The sequence below is a fragment of the Vibrio sp. 2033 genome, assembly GCF_033339735.1.
In genome coordinates this window covers 126,775-143,618 of record NZ_JAWOVC010000011.1, presented here as the reverse complement: position 1 = coordinate 143,618, position 16,844 = coordinate 126,775, and the positions used below count along the sequence as shown (strand labels likewise).

The 16,844-nt window shown below is 47.6% G+C and carries 13 protein-coding genes; 7 read left to right on the top strand and 6 right to left on the bottom strand.

Annotation, left to right across the window (positions count from 1 at the left end):
- Positions 1 to 6: 6 nt before the first annotated feature.
- The 3 genes from R7P74_RS15360 to R7P74_RS15350 are packed head-to-tail and all read left to right on the top strand — an operon-like array spanning position 7 to position 4,208.
- Complete coding sequence (locus R7P74_RS15360) at positions 7 to 1,212, top strand: MFS transporter (protein ID WP_213970157.1); 1,206 nt, start codon at positions 7 to 9, stop codon at positions 1,210 to 1,212.
- Complete coding sequence (locus R7P74_RS15355) at positions 1,184 to 3,013, top strand: IucA/IucC family protein (protein WP_225473625.1); 1,830 nt, start codon at positions 1,184 to 1,186, stop codon at positions 3,011 to 3,013. The genes R7P74_RS15360 and R7P74_RS15355 overlap by 29 nt, the downstream gene beginning before the upstream one ends.
- Positions 3,006 to 4,208 (top strand): type III PLP-dependent enzyme, encoded by a 1,203-nt coding sequence (locus R7P74_RS15350; RefSeq protein WP_225473623.1) that lies wholly within the window; start codon positions 3,006 to 3,008, stop codon positions 4,206 to 4,208. The genes R7P74_RS15355 and R7P74_RS15350 overlap by 8 nt, the downstream gene beginning before the upstream one ends.
- Before the next feature lie 73 nt (positions 4,209 to 4,281).
- Here R7P74_RS15350 and R7P74_RS15345 read toward each other — a convergent pair whose 3' ends face one another.
- From R7P74_RS15345 to R7P74_RS15335, 3 genes are read right to left on the bottom strand one after another with little or no spacing between them, the layout of a single operon-like run.
- Positions 4,282 to 5,526: an ABC transporter substrate-binding protein gene (locus R7P74_RS15345; protein ID WP_225473622.1), complete on the bottom strand. Its 1,245-nt coding sequence runs from the start codon at positions 5,524 to 5,526 to the stop codon at positions 4,282 to 4,284.
- Between the two features lie 2 nt (positions 5,527 to 5,528).
- Entirely contained in the window at positions 5,529 to 6,959 is a 1,431-nt protein-coding gene (locus R7P74_RS15340) for an ATP-binding protein (protein ID WP_140148489.1), read from the bottom strand.
- Complete coding sequence (locus R7P74_RS15335) at positions 6,949 to 7,656, bottom strand: response regulator (protein ID WP_225473619.1); 708 nt, start codon at positions 7,654 to 7,656, stop codon at positions 6,949 to 6,951. The genes R7P74_RS15340 and R7P74_RS15335 overlap by 11 nt, the downstream gene beginning before the upstream one ends.
- A gap of 265 nt (positions 7,657 to 7,921) precedes the next feature.
- On the opposite strand from R7P74_RS15335, the gene ptsG reads away from it, so the two are divergent.
- Positions 7,922 to 9,364, top strand: a complete 1,443-nt coding sequence (ptsG, locus tag R7P74_RS15330; RefSeq protein ID WP_025500127.1) for a glucose-specific PTS transporter subunit IIBC — start codon at positions 7,922 to 7,924, stop codon at positions 9,362 to 9,364.
- 95 nt (positions 9,365 to 9,459) lie between these two features.
- On the opposite strand, the gene R7P74_RS15325 is transcribed toward ptsG, so the two are convergent.
- The gene (locus R7P74_RS15325) at positions 9,460 to 9,906 is read right to left on the bottom strand and encodes a DUF302 domain-containing protein (protein WP_225473618.1); all 447 of its coding nucleotides are present in this window, start codon (positions 9,904 to 9,906) and stop codon (positions 9,460 to 9,462) included.
- A 227-nt stretch (positions 9,907 to 10,133) separates the two neighbouring features.
- Here R7P74_RS15325 and R7P74_RS15320 point away from each other — a divergent pair, with 227 nt between their 5' ends.
- The 3 genes from R7P74_RS15320 to R7P74_RS15310 all read left to right on the top strand — a co-directional run bounded on the left by R7P74_RS15320 (position 10,134) and on the right by R7P74_RS15310 (position 13,796).
- Positions 10,134 to 12,125: a U32 family peptidase gene (locus R7P74_RS15320; protein WP_225473615.1), complete on the top strand. Its 1,992-nt coding sequence runs from the start codon at positions 10,134 to 10,136 to the stop codon at positions 12,123 to 12,125.
- Between the two features lie 152 nt (positions 12,126 to 12,277).
- Complete coding sequence (locus tag R7P74_RS15315; protein ID WP_225473613.1) at positions 12,278 to 12,922, top strand: class I SAM-dependent methyltransferase; 645 nt, start codon at positions 12,278 to 12,280, stop codon at positions 12,920 to 12,922.
- Positions 12,912 to 13,796, top strand: a complete 885-nt coding sequence (locus tag R7P74_RS15310) for a hypothetical protein (RefSeq protein ID WP_225473611.1) — start codon at positions 12,912 to 12,914, stop codon at positions 13,794 to 13,796. Before R7P74_RS15315 ends, R7P74_RS15310 begins: the two co-directional genes overlap by 11 nt.
- Before the next feature lie 20 nt (positions 13,797 to 13,816).
- Here R7P74_RS15310 and R7P74_RS15305 read toward each other — a convergent pair whose 3' ends face one another.
- Both R7P74_RS15305 and R7P74_RS15300 read right to left on the bottom strand, forming a co-directional pair.
- Positions 13,817 to 14,818, bottom strand: a complete 1,002-nt coding sequence (locus tag R7P74_RS15305; RefSeq protein WP_005395558.1) for a glycosyltransferase family 2 protein — start codon at positions 14,816 to 14,818, stop codon at positions 13,817 to 13,819.
- Positions 14,819 to 14,857: 39 nt separating this feature from the next.
- Complete coding sequence (locus R7P74_RS15300; RefSeq protein WP_225473609.1) at positions 14,858 to 16,579, bottom strand: ArnT family glycosyltransferase; 1,722 nt, start codon at positions 16,577 to 16,579, stop codon at positions 14,858 to 14,860.
- Positions 16,580 to 16,844 lie beyond the last annotated feature (265 nt).

Genomic DNA, 16,844 nt, shown 5'->3' with positions numbered 1-16,844 from the left:
ACGATTATGACCAAACTCATCTACAGTGTGTTGTTGTGCCACTTTATCGCTGCGTTTGCCGCGTTAGGTATGCCGCTATTTCTACCCGTCGTGTTGCCAACGTTAGGCGCAAGCATTGATGCGGACTGGGCAGGGGTATTGTTTATCCTACCTACGTTTTGTACTGCGTTGGCGGCGCGATTTTGGGGCAACTTTGCCGATCGCTACGGTCGCCGCCGCTCACTCTTGCGTGCGCAACTTGGCCTTGCAGCAGGGTTTGCGCTGTGCGGCTTGGCAGACAACCTCGCCATGTTTGTGTTTGGTCTTATTGTTCAAGGAACCTTTGGCGGCACCATGGCCGCCTCGAACAGCTACTTATCTAGTCAAATTAAAGAAGCCAAAACACTCGGCAAGTCACTCAATAAAACCCAACTATCTGCTCGCTTGGCGCTGATCGTTGCGCCCATTGGGCTCGGCTGGAGCTTGTCCGAAACCAACCCACTCAACGCGTACCTGTGGTTATGCGTTTTGCCTTTGATTGCGATGGGCATCACGCTAACACTGCCAGTGGATAAACCCGCCGAACGAAACTTCGAAAAGCCAAACTCAGAATCTCAGCAAGAACAACCGGTTGCACAGAAAAACGCAATGCATGCCATTCGTTGGATCTTCTTTGCTCAGTTCGGGTTTGCGTTTTCTATGGTGGTGACCTTTCCTTATTTCTCGCCGTTTGTGCAGCAATATGGCATCACTAACCACGCATGGATCGGTTTTTTGTACGCACTGCCGCATGGTGTCTATCTGTTGCTGGCAGGCAAAATCCACGTGTTGTCAGATGGGCTGAATCGCCATCAACCGCTGCGCACGTTGTGGCTTGGGTTTGCATTGCTTGCCGTGAGCTCTGCCTTGCATTTGATTGCATCCGAAACCGCACTCATTGCTGCGAGAATTATCTTCGGCATCGCGATGGTGTGTTGTTATCACGGATTGCATCAGCATCTTGCGAGCAATCTGGATCGCAAACTCAGTGGCAAAGTATTTTCTCGCTTTGATGCCATGTCCAAATGGGGGGGCGTGGCAGCGGGATTTTGCGCTTCTTTCATTTCTAGCTTGGGGCTACTTGAGGTTCCTTTCCTACTTTCTGCGATAGTCAGCGTAATCACCTTGATCGCGCTGGTTCTCCATTCAAAATTTGGAAATCAACATGTTACAAACTCAATCCTCTCAGACTAGCGAGTTGCGCGCGCATGATGTGCAGCTCAATCGTGAGAAGGCCCAACTCAACACGATAATGGGTGTTCTTAATTGTTACTTACGTGAATTTGCGCTACCGAATCAACAAGTGGAATGGCACTACCAATCGACATCGCTACCCCAAACGTTAAAACGCAACTATTCCGCCAAGCAGCGGGTAGCCGTTCATCTTTCTCAACAAAATGACGTGCTGGTTTTGCCGATTCACTACGCGAGCAAACTGGGCAAAATCAAATTGGCAGAACTGCCGTGGGCGAAAATGCCGGGATCTGGTTGGGCGAAATTGGATGCCACGCAAACTCTTACGCTTTTGCTTAACTATCTCAAGCAGGTGTTGGCGATCCCGTTCAACCATGAGCTGATCGAACAACTGGAAAATAGCGTGCTGGTTACCGAGCAGTTTCTCAACGTCGCGCCCAAATCGCATCACAACGAGTTTATCGCTTCGGAACAATCTCTGATTTGGGGGCATACTTTCCATCCGACCCCGAAAAGTCGTTCGGGCGTCACCATGGATGATCTCTTGGCGTTTTCTCCAGAAGTCGGCGCGCAAGTCCCGTTGTACTGGTTTGAAGTGGATACGTCCTTACTTGATGTGCTGAGTTCCGACGGAGAAGCTAACCCTGCGCAACGCATGCTACAACAGCTCGCGCCACAACACACCACCAGCAATGGGAAGACCCTCTACCCTTGCCATCCTTGGGAAAGCTACACCATTTTGAGCAACCCAAGCGTGAAGCGTGCCATTGAACAAGGCAAGATCACGCCACTGGGTTTAGGTGGTGAAAAGATGCAGCCGACCTCTTCAGTTCGTACCCTCTACCACCCAGATATGGATTGGTTTGCGAAATTCTCCATCAACGTACGATTAACCAATTGCGTGCGAAAAAACGCGTGGTACGAACTCGACAGCGCCGTGCAGCTCACGTCGATTCTCAAACCAATTCGAGAAAACGAACAGCTGCACAACCCCGTATTTAAAGTGATGACAGAGCCTTACGCCACCACATTGAATCTAGAAAGTGTCGCTGAGCGTAATTGGGATGACAACACCAAAGCGCGCGAATCGTTTGGGATTTTATACCGCGAAAATTTCTCGCTGAGCGAAGTCGACATCTTAAAACCAACCCTCGCTGGCGCTCTGTTTGCTTACGACAAAAACGGCAACAGTTGCATTGCTCAACGCCTTAAAAACAAAGCGCGTACTACGCAAAATCGCTATTCCGACATCGCGACACTGTGGTTTGAACGCTATTTGCATTGCCTAATTCCAGGTGTGTTTAACTACTACTTCAAACACGGGGTGGCGTTTGAGCCGCATTTGCAAAACACCTTGATTGGCTTTGAAAAAGAGATGCCGTGTTGTGTTTGGATTCGTGATTTGGAAGGCACCAAGTTACTGCCAGAGTTTTGGCCAGCAGAAACATTAACTGACTTGTCTGAACGCGCGCGACAATCGGTTTACTACAGTCGCGAACAAGGCTGGAATCGCATCGGATACTGCACCTTTATCAACAACATCAGCGAAGCGATTTTCTTCATCGCAGAAGGTGATGAGCCACTAGAGCAAACGCTGTGGAATGCGGTGCAAAGTGCCATTGTGCGTTGGCAGTCAGTGAATGGAAAACAGCCAGAACTAGAAGCATTGCTGAATGGCGGTCACTTCCCAAGCAAAAATAATTTCACCACGCGTTTGATGCAAAAAGCCGATAAGGAGTCGGGCTATACCCAAGTCGCCGCGCCTTGGCAGCAACACGAAAAAGGATCGCAACATGTCTAATTCACTCTCTCTACCGACACGCGTTTGCCAACAAGTTCACACGCTCGCACAGCAGCAAAGTCAACCCTTGTGCGCGTACGTGTATGACCTAAGCGCCTTAGAAGAACACATCAAACAACTGCGTCACGTTTTGCCGAGAAATGTCGAGCTATTTTACGCAGCCAAAGCCAATCCATCGGGCCCGATTCTTAAAACGCTCGCGCCGTATGTCGATGGTTTTGAAGCGGCATCTGGCGGGGAGTTGACACACCTCCACCAGCAACAACTCGATAAGCCATTGATCTTCGGTGGCCCAGGAAAAATGCCAAGTGAATTGCAACAAGCGATTGAGCTTGATGTTGATGCAATTCATGTCGAAAGCCTCACCGAGCTACAACGCATTGGAGCACTAACCGAGCGCCTCAACCGCCCTGCTTCGATCTTTTTGCGTATGAACATTAATATCGGCGACATCACGCTCAGCAAGTTGGCGATGGGCGGCAAGCCGACCCCTTTTGGTTTTGACGAGTCCGAGCTGAGCAATACTTTGATGTTGCTGCGCGATTTCCCGCAAGTGTCACTCAAAGGATTCCATTTTCACTTGATGTCGCATCAGCTCGATGTTGAACGTCACTTAGCGTTAATGCAGCGCTATTTCCAAGTCGTGAAAGCGTGGCAACAAGAGTTTGAACTCGGTGAGCTGATGATCAACTTGGGTGGAGGCATGGGGATTAACTACCAAAACCCTGAGCAACACTTTCCGTGGATGGAGTTTTGCGACAAGTTGGAATTCCTCATCGCCAAAGAGCAAGTGCAAGATTGGACACTGCGTTTTGAATGCGGACGGTTCATCACGGCGGCATGCGGTTATTACGTGATGGAAGTGCTCGATATTAAGCAAAATCTTGGCGAAAACTTTGTCATCGCACGCGGGGGAACTCACCACTTCCGCACGCCAGCAGCGCAGAGTCATGACCATCCATTCGTCATCCTGAAAAGCGAGCAACACCATGAGATTTCTCACCCAATTCAGCATGCACAAGCGACCTTTGTCGGCCAGCTTTGTACGCCCAAAGATGTGCTGGCACGCAATCAGCACGTCGCCCACGTCGATATTGGTGATTACGTTGTGTTTACCTTAGCGGGCGCCTATGCGTGGAACATTTCCCATCAAAACTTCTTGATGCATGAACCGCCGATCTTCCACTATTTCTAAACGGCATACTTCGCTTCATTCAAGCCCCAATCATTGGGGCTTTTTTATTCCACTCGGCACAAATTCATTGCCATTAACCGCTTTGCGAAATAGCAATAATGCGTTTTATCAGCTCGTCGGGTTCCATCTTGGGATTGCGGTAAAAACGGAAGATTTCCGAGTTTATCGCTTGCTGAGCAACCGGATTGACCGCCATCGAATCAATCATACTCGGCACAGCGAGGTTGTATTTAACGCCGTAGTGAAAGTCTTGATATGACTGGACCTGACACGGATTAAAATCGCTGATGTCGATATCGGTACGCACCGGAATCGAGCCTTTTACCTTATTGAACTTAGCTTGAAACTCGACATCTGCCAGCGCGCTTGCGGTTTGCTGAGCCGCCTCGGCAGAAAACGACTTGCTCGACATAAACACCAAGCTGTCCATGTTGTAGAGGAATACACCATCGCTGTCCGGCGTTGGGTAACAGCCGACCTCTTGCGGAACCGAGACTTGATTGGCGAGCAGCTCCCCCAAAATCCAATCTCCACCGATTTGAAACAGCGCTTGACCGTCGGCTAGCGCTTGGGTCGCCGTATCCCACTTACTGTCAGGTAATTGGTTGTCGATCAACAAACTCAGGCGGCGAAATTGCTTCAACGCTTGGCGCAGTGTATCGCTGTCGATGCTGTCTCGCTCAAGTTTAACCATCGCATTGGTGTAGAACTCAACGCCGCCAGTGGAGATCACTAAGTTCTCGAAAAGTTGGGCGACTTGCCACGGCTGCTCACCGACCGCGATCGGTACAATGCCATTTTGCTTCGCAAGCTCCATGGCAGCGAACATCTCTTGCCAGTTTTTCGGCGCTGATAGATTCAGTTGTTTAAGCAGTTTGTGGTTGACCCACAACCAGTTCAAACGGTGCAGCGTAAGTGGCAGGGCGATGTAGCCGTTTTGTGTTTTATTGATTTCGATAGACAGTGGGTAGAGCACCTCGTCCCAGCGCTGCTCATCGGCAACCGCGTTGACGTTGTGCAAAATACCGATGGCATCCCACGCTTTAATACTTGGCCCTTCGATTTGCGCGAAGCTCGGTGGATTGCCCGCCAGCGCGCGAGCTTGCAGTACCGTCATTGCGCTGTCGCCACCACCGCCTAGCACCGGGCTTTGCAGCAGCTCAATATCGTGCCGTTTTAGCTGAGCTTTGAGTGTTTGCAGCGCTTGCTGTTCGCCGTCAGAAGTCCACCAATGTAAAAACTCTACCCCTTGTGGCGACTCAGCGTGAGCGACGCAAGGGGCGAGCAACAGTGGGAACAAGAATGCCAGTTTGTTCATAGTCAGTCTCTCGGGAAAGTCAGCGTGGCGCAGAGGCCGCCAAACTGAGAATGGCTCAGCAACAAGTTGCCGCCATGAGCCTTTGCAATACTTTGTGAAATGGTTAACCCCAGCCCACTGCCTTCTTTATCGTTGCTAGCGCGAAAGTATGGCTGGCAGAGCTTTTCAAGTAATAAATCGTCAACACCGTCACCGTGATCTTCAATTTCAATCTGGATCGACTCTGGGCTTTCACTCAGCGTAATGTCCGCTTGATGGCCGTATTTGAGCGCGTTATCGACCAGATTCTGAATGCAGCGCTTAATCGCTAACGGTTTACCAGCAAAGTGGGTGCGGATTTCACCGTGGATGCGAATCGTGTCCGGCGCATCGGCGATATTGGAGGAAATGTGCTGAATCAGTTGGGTGAAATTGATCGGCTCGATTTCCTCGTGGATATCGGTCTCTTTAATGCATTGCAATGCGCCTTTGACCATCAAGTCTAGGTCGTTACTCAGGCGGATAAAGCGTTCTCGGTCGGCGTCGTCATCCAGCATTTCCGCTCGCAGTTTTAGGCAGGCAATCGGCGTTTTCAGATCGTGGGAGATGGCGCTGAACAACATTTCACGGTCTTTAATATGGCTGTCGATGCGTCGATTCATCTTGTTAAACGCACGTACCGCCGCTTTCAGTTCGTTACTGCCTCGCTCAGAGACTTCGGGCACGTCTAGTCGGCTCGACATCAGGGTTGCTGCTTTTGCCAGATCTCGAATTGGTTGAATTTCTTTGCGAACGATAAACCAGGTACACAGCAACAGCATTAGCGCGGACAGCAATAGCGTCAGCCATTGGCGCAGCTCAAAATAGTTAGTCTCTAGGTTGATGTAAGGCGCGGGTAGCACCGCCGCGAGATAAAACCATTCGTTCTGTGCGACTTCGACCTGCATCACCAGAATCGGCGGATTGAGGTCACCAAACGAAAGCGAATAATGCGCCCACAATAGTGGCAGTTCATCGATAGGTAGCTCGTTGTTGAACACTTTGAGTTTGTCGCGCTGGGTGAACTCCACCTCGATATTAGGAATGCCGCTCAGCTCGCTTTCTAATACCTCGCGAACTTGGTTGATGACCAACGTTTTGCGTTCGCTCTCAGGCAGCGGGTCGACGTTAATCTGGTGATTGTTGAGTGAGACGAAGAAGCGCGTGCCGCCCATATTGCGTAGTTGATTGAGCACCAAGTGGCGGTATTCCGAAGGGAGGGTTTGAAAGAAGGCGATGGTAGAAGAAGCACTCAGTGCTAAGCTTTTGACTGTGGTGGTCAGGCCTTCTTTATCGCGTTCGCTGGCGTGTTGATACCAGATAATTCCGGATAATACCTGCGCCAGAATGATCACCAGCAACAGGAATACACTGGTACGAACGACCAGTGATCCCGTCCAGCGTTTAATTCTCATAATGCACGTCCGTGGTCAGCATGTAGCCTTTGTTGCGCACCGTTAGGATCAGCGAGCGCTCTTTATCTTCAAGGTGATGACGCAAGCGGCTGATCTGCACATCAATGCCGCGTTCAAACGGGTCGGCATCGCGTCCCCAGATCTCGCGCGCAATGTCATCGCGAGACAATATTGATTGCGCGTGGTTGACGAACAAACCGAGCAGCGACAAATCCGCGCCACTCAGTTGCTTAACCTCGCGGCTAGCAACGTGGGTCAGTTGCCGGGTTACGGTGTCTAATAACCAATCGTCAAAACGCACTTTACGCGTCAGTTTGCTATTGGCGGTCGATTGGCTGCGTCTCAAAATCGTTTTGATGCGCGCGAGCAGTTCTCGCGGGCTGAATGATTTGGTGATGTAGTCATCGGCGCCCATTTCTAGCCCTGCGACTCGGTCGGCTTCTTCAGTGACGGCGGTCAGCATAATGATCGGGATATCGGAGTTTTTGCGCAGTTTTTGGCACAGGGTAAAGCCGTCTTCACCGGGCATCATAATATCGAGGATGATCAAATCAGGATGGTGCTCGTTGAGCAGTTGCCACATCACGCCGCCGTTTTCCGCGCAAAGCACTTCAAACCCAGCGCGACCAAGGTAATCCGACAACGCTTCGCGAAGGTCGAGGTTGTCATCGACGACCAGTATCTGCTTGTTTTCCATCCTACTTTCCCTGTGTCCGTCCCTGTGCCTGCCCCTGAGTTTGGCGCTGGCCAATATGATGCATTCTTAAACGCCCATGCACAATCGAGCCGATTGCAATTTTCACTTCTCGGTATAAGAGATTTGTAAGCGGCCACTTACAAACTGATTGCCTTTTGTAACCTTAGGCGCCGCCTTGCTCGCTATGATCATCCTGACCTTACGTGAAACAACATGACCTGAAGGAATCAGGTCCTACAACACTGGCATTCGTCAGGAGGAAACCATGTTTGCAAGTATATTTGGACAACTACAAAAAATAGGGCGGTCGTTGATGCTGCCTGTGGCGGTGTTACCAGTGGCTGGCTTGATGCTGGGTATTGGTAACGCGGGGTTTGCGTTTATTCCAGACGCGGTCAACAAAGTGATGCTCGCCGCCGGTGAGGGCGTGTTCGGCAACATGCAGTTGATGTTTGCGGTCGGTGTAGCGCTCGGGTTATCAAAAGGCAATGACGGTGCGGCTGCGCTCGCAGGCTTAGTTGGCCTAATTATTATGAACGCATCGCTCGGTATCGTGACTGGCTTGCGCGGCTTAGAAACTGACGCCACCATCATGGGCGTTGAGACGCTGCAAACCGGGGTGTTTGGCGGCATCTTTATCGGTGCGGTCGCGGCAATCATGTACAACCGCTTCTACAACATCAAACTGCCAGAGTACTTGGGCTTTTTCGCGGGTAAGCGATTTGTGCCCATTGTCACCGGTTTATCGGCGATCGTCGTTGGTGCGATTCTCGCGTTTGCATGGCCACCTGTCGGACAACTTCTTGATGCATTCTCTCATTGGGCAGCGTACCAAAACCCGGTACTCGCGTGGGCGGTTTACGGCGCGGGCGAACGTTCATTGCTCCCGGTTGGTTTGCACCACATCTGGAATGCGCCGTTCTTCTTTGAAGTCGGCAGCTATGTAGACCCAGAAACAGGCAAAGAATTTACCGGTGAGCTCACTCGCTTCTTCGCAGGCGATAAAACCGCAGGTTATCTGTCTGGTGGCTTTATGTACTCCATGTGGGCACTACCAGCAGCGGCATTGGCGATTTACCACTGCGCGTCTCCAGAGCGTAAGAAAATAGTCGGCGGTTTGATGATGTCTGCGGCGTTGACCTCTTGGTTAACTGGTATCACAGAGCCAATCGAATTTACCTTCCTATTCGTCGCGCCAGTGCTGTACGTAATCCATATTTTCCTAACTGGTATTGCGTTTGCGATCACCGCATTTTTGGAAATCAAACACAGTACTGACTTTGCGCACGGCGCGATCCAGTTCTTCCTTTACTACCCAATGTCGACCAACGCGTGGATGTTCATCATCATCGGTCCAATCTGGGCGACGCTGTACTACGGCTTGTTCCGATTCCTAATTGTGAAGTTGGATCTAAAAACGCCGGGTCGTGAAACCGACATTGCAGAAGTGAAGATTGCCGGACAGCCTGATGAAATCGCGGTAGATGTAGTGGCGGCATTGGGCGGTAAAGCCAATATCAAGTCAGTCGATGCGTGTATCACTCGTCTACGTGTCTCGGTAAAAGACATTGCCAACGTTGATGTTGCTAAGCTAAAAGCACTTGGCGCGCGAGATGTATTAGTGATTGGCGACAGTTTACAAGCGATTTTCGGTACGCAGTCTGACTCAATTAAGTCAGAGGTGCACAGCGTACTCGCCACCTCCTGATCTTACCTTCCCCAATCTAGGTAAGATTTGCCAACCTCCTTGTGAGGTTGGCTTTTTCGTTTTCGGAGTAAAAAAAGCGAAGCCAATAACCAGCCCTACTTCGCCGCCGCGTTGGTTAAATTGCCCAGCACGCCGCTGATTTTGTTCAATACCTCGTCACAGCCTTCAATATGATGGCGCTGCTTTAAATACATAGGATCGTTATAAGCTAACCACGTTTTGCCTTCTGCATCTTCATACACCAACACTTTTTGGGGTAAATCGAGCGCCACTTCCTGCGCACAGATCATCAGTGGCGTGCCCACTTTAGGGTTCCCAAACACGATAACTTCGGTTGGTCGCAACGTCATATCGACTTTCGTGGCATTCTCTTGATGGTTAATGCGCGCAAAGACGTTCAACCCTTTTTCTTGCGCGATAGCGACAAATTTATCCGCCGTATCTTTTGCTGAATGCGTGCTCGCAACGGTTACCATACCCTCCCCAGCCAATGCACTCAATGACGTCAACGCCACGACCAACCCGATGATTACTTTTTTCATTTGTCGTCCCTTCCTCTCTCTGAGTCGAAAACTAGATATAGAAAAACCAAGTGTAGGAAAACTATAGAAGTCAGATTCCGCTATCGCGAATTGCACCCTACCCACTCAAGAGTCGACCGTGTAACACGGATTAATTGATTCAGATTAATAAAGCATTAACTAGCCGAGCATCAAAAGCGTGAAATACGTAACATTTGCAGCCTATTTTAGTAAGAAAGAGAAAAGTAGTGACACGCGATCAATTTGAGTTATTAGCACCTGGTGGTGATTTAGATTCCATCAAAGCCGCCATTGCCGCTGGCGCCGATGCAATTTACTGTGGACTCGACCGCTTCAATGCTCGTAACCGAGCGACCAACCTCACCTTAGATAACTTAAATGGCGTGTTAACGTTAGCCCATCAGCACAGCTGTAAGATTTTCCTAACGTTGAATGTGCTGATTTTAGAAAGTGAAATTCCAGCGATTGTTCGCTTACTCAGCCAACTGAACACCACCAAAATCGATGGCGTGATCGTGCAAGATCTCGGTCTGGCCTACATTCTCAAACATCACTTTCCCGATTTGGATGTGCACGCTTCAACGCAACTAAACACGCATAACGAAGGCCAGATCCTCTTTCTCAACCAGCTCACCGCAAGCCGAGTAAACTTATCTCGCGAACTTAACATCGATGAAATAAAACATCTGGCGCAATTTGGTCGCGAGCACAACGTAATGATGGAAGTGTTTGTCCACGGCTCATACTGCATCGGATTCTCCGGAATTTGCTATATCAGTTCCGCTCGCAATGGTGCATCAGGTAACCGTGGACGCTGCAGCCAACCTTGTCGCGAACAGTACGAAACGACCAAAACGGGCAACAACTACCCACTCAATATGAAAGACAACTCCGCCTTTGGGGACTTGGAAGCGCTTGCCGATGCCGGCGTGTATTCATTAAAAGTGGAAGGGCGAATCAAGAAATCGCACTACGTCTATACCGTGGTCGACAATTGGCGCCAGCAAATCGATCGCTTGTGCGAGGGTTTGGAACTCTCTGAAGACACCACAGAGTTATACACGGTGTTCAACCGTGATTTCTCCAACGCATTTTTGCAAGGTGATTTCGGCAAGGCGATGTACATCGACAACCCGCGCGACCATGCTGTAAAGCATTTTTCGAAGGTTTACCAATGCCAGTCTGCTGATGATGTACAAGCGGTGAAAAAGAAACTCTACGATGACAAAACCGCGATCATTGAGAAAGTGGCAGAGCAAACTAAGTCGTTCGATGTCACTTCAACACAAGTATCCGGCAGCAGCTTGAAAGGGTCGATTGATGTGCCAACTCTGCCAGCGTTACCTCAACCAGAACCTCGCCAAGGTGCGCCAAAATTATCGGTTCTGATCTCGTCAGCACAAGAAGCCATGCTGTGCGAATACCACGACGTTGATGTTTACTATCAATTGCCAATGGGATTGTCTGGCGAACTGAGCGCGATGATTGAGTTATTCCAAGCCAATCCAATGCTCAAACCATGGCTCCCGGCCATTTTGATTGGCGAAGACTACCACGCCGCGCGCGTATTTTTGGAAACCATCCAACCTGAGTTGTTGATCACCAACAACTCAGGCGTCGGCATGATCGCAAAAGAGCTCGGCTTAGGCTGGGTGGCAGGCCCACAAATGAACACGGTGAACTCATACGCGTTTAAATGCCTTCAAGACGAGTTCGCGGCAAGTGGCGCGTTTGTTTCTAACGAGCTGAATATGAAGCAGATGCGCCATATCAAGCGTCCGAAAAACATGCGCAGCTTCTACAGCATTTATAATCCAAATACCCTACTCACGAGCCGCCAATGTTTGTTCCAACAAACCGAAGGATGCCGTAAGGTGAAGGTCAACAAAGGTTGTTTGAAACGCTGTGATAAACGCACGTCTATCATCAACTTAAAATACAATCCTTACGTGGTGCAAAAACAGAAAGGCAGCCACAATTCGATCTACAGCGAACACAACGTCTTAAACCTGCAAGTGCTGCACGATCTGCCTCAATTATTTACCGATGTGTTGATCGATCTGCGTGATATCCAGACCGAAACGAAAGTCTCAGCGAGCAAACCTGAGTTGATTGACGCGTTCTTAGCTCTACTTGAAGAACACAGCGAACAAACCGTCCAAACGCTGAATGCCATGATTCAACCAACAGCCAACGCGCAGTATTTAAAGGGGTTGTAGAATTTTTCTAACGAGGCAAACAAAACAATAAATTATCCTACACTCTACTAGAGGGAAGCGTAACGCTTTGTAAGTCAGATGGTTGGCTGAAGAACATAGTTCATCAATAGAAGAACTTCCTGGCCATTTGAGATAATTTATTTGAGTACGCCATGAAAATATCTAAAGGTATCGAAGAGCAGGGGATCCCTGTCGGAAACTATTACGACAAATACAATACTCAGAACCCCATCGCCAGAAAAATGATGAGCAATTTCGATCATCATTTATCGCAACTGGTTGATATGGTCACACCAAAGTCGATACACGAAATCGGCTGCGGAGAAGGAGTCTGGGCACTTAAATGGCATCAACAAGGGATCCGTGTGAAAGGGAGTGACTTCTCCCAACAAGTGATTCAACTAGCAAGAGACAATGCCCAAGCACACAACTTGGAAGACATTTTGTTTGAACAAAAAAGTGTGTATGACGTTGCTAGAAACACTGATTCTGCTGACCTTGTTGTTTGTTGTGAGGTCTTGGAACACCTAGAGCATCCCGAGCAAGCACTAGCAACATTGCAAGATCTCGATACTGACTATTACATTTTTAGTGTGCCAAGAGAGCCGTTGTGGTGTGCGTTAAACATGGCAAGAGGTAAATATTTAAACAGTTGGGGCAATACTCCCGGACATATCCAACACTGGTCCAAGAATACCTTTCTGACTTTGCTCAATCAACACTTTGAGATTCTCGAAGTACGCTCTCCCATTCCTTGGACCATGGTTTTATGCCAGCGTGTGAATCATGAAACATAATAAGAGTAAATTCATATTAAGTTGGGTTGGGCGAATCATTACTATTTTTTCCATCGCCTTTGTATTAATCAAGCTCTCTACATACTCGCAGCAACTGAATATTCAGGATATTCCCTCTTACTCCTATCTGGTATTTATTTTTTGCATAGGCCTCTACGCCTTTGGCAATTATGTTCTTTCTATGGCGTGGCGACTTTTAGTCGCGAACAGTGAATATACTTTGTCTGCATCAACTGCTATTTGGGTGTTTGGCGGATCTCAAATTGCTAAGTATCTACCTGGAAACATTTTCCAATTCGCTAGCCGACAAGTAATTGGCGTACAACACGGAATTAAGAATAATGTATTACTGAAATCGACCTTATGGGAAATAGGGTTGATGGGTATTGCGGCTGGTTCGTTTGGCGTCTTTCTGCTGAATGAGTACTTCCCTAGTTTAATGGGGTACGAGATGACTTTATTCGCTGGATTTATCGTGATCACCGGATCAATATTAAGCTTGATAGCCAGTCGCAATTACCTAAAAGCTTGTGGGCTTTATCTCTGCTTTTTTTTGGTATCGGGCGGCATTTTCTCACTCATATTTTTTACGCTAAACGACAATCTAACTCCAACTTTAGAGACATTTTTACATACATCTTGTTACTTCATCATCGCATGGTTAATAGGGTTTGCCACCCCAGGTTCTCCTGCAGGGTTGGGTGTCCGAGAGGCTGTTTTAATCACACTTCTAGATTCGCCGAGTATTGAAGATACACTCTTAGTTGCAGTCCTTGTTTCCAGAATCGTCACGGTTCTAGGGGATATGTTGTTCTTCGCTATCTCGAGTTTATTTAGGCCTAAGCAAGCCGTATCAAATAACTCACTTCTTTAAAGTATCGAGGTAACTCGCTATTACTCTCCAGATCGTTTTCGCTTGGTTTCAAACTGATAAGTGGGCAACTTTTCCTGATGCTCCAGCTTTTCTTCCAATACCTCAATTCGGTGCAATACTTTTTCGGTCAGCTTTCGATTGAACCCTATTAGATCGGCCACCAACCCCATCAATAAAGTGATGAAACCCAAGATAAGTAGCGTTGACCCCAAGACCAATGACTGAATATGGCCATCTCCTGCTCCATTTAAAAAGAAATACAGGAATCGCATAATGGGAATCACACCACAAATCATCGCCACCGAGCCAATAAACAAAAACACTTGCAGAGGTCGATACATGGTATAAACCCTGACCAAGGTAGAGAGCGACATTTTTAGAAACTGCGGAATGCTCTTAAACAGACGGGACTCTCGCGTTTTTTCATTAGTTCGGATTGGCACCGAAACCACACCAATCCTTTTTGCACTTGCTTGAATCAACATTTCTATTGTGTAGCTAAAATCCGATACGATATTAAGTTGTTGTGCCGCACTTCTCGATATTGCGCGAAAACCACTCACAGCATCTTTAACATCCAATCCCGTCGCTTTGGCAATAATAAAGCTCCCCGACACTTGTAAACATCGTTTAAATACAGAGAAATGTGTATTGCTATACCCTCCTCGGTCACCAACAACAATTTCTGCTTTGTGCTCGATAATAGGCTTAACCAAGTGCGGAATATCGGCCCCATTATATTGATTATCGCCATCGGTGTTCACAATGATATCAGCATGAAGACGAAGGCACTCCTCAATCCCTCTTCGAAATGAGTAAGCAAGCCCCTTATTGCCCTGGTTAGTAATAATGTGCTCAACACCACACTTGCGTGCGACTTCTGAAGTACCATCCGTAGAACCATCATCGATGATTAGAATCTCTATCTTAGCGATACCATCAACGCGCTTTGGTATTGAGCGAATAACATCAGCAATATTGTCCGCTTCGTTAAAGCACGGAATTTGAACAATTAACTTCATGCTTGCTCCTCATGTTCTGAATCAACATTACTGTGCGTATTAGAAGCCGGTAAATAACCTCTGCTTCTCTTCAAGATTGCGAGGTCGGTACAGGTTATCTCCCCAACGCAGAACGACTTTACCTGGCTCTTTCGACACTAATTCATAGCCCCCCCGCGCCAAGTACCGTGCTTGACCTGCCAACCAAACCTTGCCATTAATCAGAAGACTATTGCTAGCTTCAAGCGTATATACGCCCTCGATGTTGACCTTAACTTCCCGACTAAGAGAGTTGGGCGTCAGTTCAAACGTCTTTCCTGCAACATACAGATGCGACCAATGATGAATGTAGTTCTGCCTTAACGCTTGAATATCTTGCCTTAATAGCCCTTTATCGGTTTTGTCAGGGCCAAACACATCTAAATAGTGCGAATTAACCAGTACAAAAGCCGGATTGTCTTGCTCTATTGCATTGCGAATAACGGGGATGTTTCTCGCAATATAATCTTCGTAACCCCACGTACTCATGAAAAAACCTTGTTTTGAAAAAGTCGGAACCATGGAGCATCGATCAATATAAGCAACAGGCTGAGGAAAGATTTTATGTATTTCATCAAGAAACTGACGCTGGTAGGCCAAGTTGCTTTTTATCGGTAAAACAAAACCATTCACCACAATGGATACCGCAAACAAGCAGGGAACAATAAAATTAAAAAATTGTGCAACTCTTGCGTTAGTGAAATTCTGGATACCAACCCAAGCCACAGCAAACAAAGCACTCACTGGAGCAAGCATAAAAGAGTAATAGTATGGGAAAGCGTTGCGATAAAAGAGCAAAGTGAAGAGTAATAAACTTAGGCACAAAAACTTAATCGATGACTCACGGCTTAATAGCTTTTGCGAAAAACACGCATAAACAGCAGTACCAATACCAATGAAAAGAGCTAACCAATACCATGAGTTCGTCGAAACTGAATGAACAAAGTAAAACAATCGAGGAAAAAGCTCGCGCTGGTTTAGTGTCTTATCCGCAGCACCGAACATCGTTCCTGCATCACCAACCGAACTCGCTCCATGTATAGAGAAGTAATGCCAACTGTATAGCATCGCAAAGGCAACCAGTATTGCGACTCCATACATGAGAACTTGCCTAAAATAACGCTTACGATTTCGCGACCAATAAAGCGAGGTTAAAACTATGCCTATAAAAGTCGGGATATACAGAGCGGTCTTTAAAGTGACGAGCAAGGCGACAGCCGTAAGGACACCAGCAAGAATGGATACACGCCAAGAAAATGTTGTACTAAACACATAATACAGCGCCGCCATGATCATACATGTCGCGATAGGATCAGTACGAAAACTGGCCCCCATACGAACATTATAAACAAAAGAAAAATAGGCAAGCACCGCAAAAAGTGCCGCCGATTTGCTGCAGTACAATCGACATAACTTGTATAGATAAAATCCCGTGAGTAATTGAAAGAAGACCATAACGACTCTCGCCACAATGATCTGGTCAACATCGTTATCTGATACACCACTCAGCCAAGTAAAGAAGTGAATGTGAAAGGTTTGGAAACTATTAATCACCTCGCCGTTAATAAACCGATGCACAAAAGATAGGTAATAAAACTCGTCCCAATTTACTTCGTAATTAAACGCAACAAAAAACCGAGCGATTACAGCCACTACGATTAGAATACAAAGAAAAATAGAAGTGCTAGAGGTAGTATCTCTATCCGATAAATGACGTTTATTAACCTGTTCAACAGTCTTCATTCACCCTTCCTTGTTAATCGTTTCTCGACTAGTGGCATGCTCTGAGACATTAAGTTGTATGAATAAGGTTAGAACTGCCAGTAATGAGTATAGTCATGATTCAAAACCAAATAAGGGGTGGCAGGAGAAGTTTCGAGAGCAAAACACCGTTGAGCAACGAGACCGTGTTTTTATTCCACACTTTGAAAGCGGGAAACTTTGCATTATTTCAAAAGGCTTTAGTATTAAGTCTCTCAACATATCTTGAACACTCACTGTGCACTGA

Coding starts and splice junctions, on each gene's coding strand:
- R7P74_RS15360 (WP_213970157.1), top strand. CDS start 7: ATGACCAAACTCATCTACAGTGTGTTGTTGTGCCACTTTATCGCTGCG.
- R7P74_RS15355 (WP_225473625.1), top strand. CDS start 1,184: ATGTTACAAACTCAATCCTCTCAGACTAGCGAGTTGCGCGCGCATGAT.
- R7P74_RS15350 (WP_225473623.1), top strand. CDS start 3,006: ATGTCTAATTCACTCTCTCTACCGACACGCGTTTGCCAACAAGTTCAC.
- R7P74_RS15345 (WP_225473622.1), bottom strand. CDS start 5,526: ATGAACAAACTGGCATTCTTGTTCCCACTGTTGCTCGCCCCTTGCGTC.
- R7P74_RS15340 (WP_140148489.1), bottom strand. CDS start 6,959: ATGAGAATTAAACGCTGGACGGGATCACTGGTCGTTCGTACCAGTGTA.
- R7P74_RS15335 (WP_225473619.1), bottom strand. CDS start 7,656: ATGGAAAACAAGCAGATACTGGTCGTCGATGACAACCTCGACCTTCGC.
- ptsG (WP_025500127.1), top strand. CDS start 7,922: ATGTTTGCAAGTATATTTGGACAACTACAAAAAATAGGGCGGTCGTTG.
- R7P74_RS15325 (WP_225473618.1), bottom strand. CDS start 9,906: ATGAAAAAAGTAATCATCGGGTTGGTCGTGGCGTTGACGTCATTGAGT.
- R7P74_RS15315 (WP_225473613.1), top strand. CDS start 12,278: ATGAAAATATCTAAAGGTATCGAAGAGCAGGGGATCCCTGTCGGAAAC.
- R7P74_RS15310 (WP_225473611.1), top strand. CDS start 12,912: ATGAAACATAATAAGAGTAAATTCATATTAAGTTGGGTTGGGCGAATC.
- R7P74_RS15305 (WP_005395558.1), bottom strand. CDS start 14,818: ATGAAGTTAATTGTTCAAATTCCGTGCTTTAACGAAGCGGACAATATT.
- R7P74_RS15300 (WP_225473609.1), bottom strand. CDS start 16,579: ATGAAGACTGTTGAACAGGTTAATAAACGTCATTTATCGGATAGAGAT.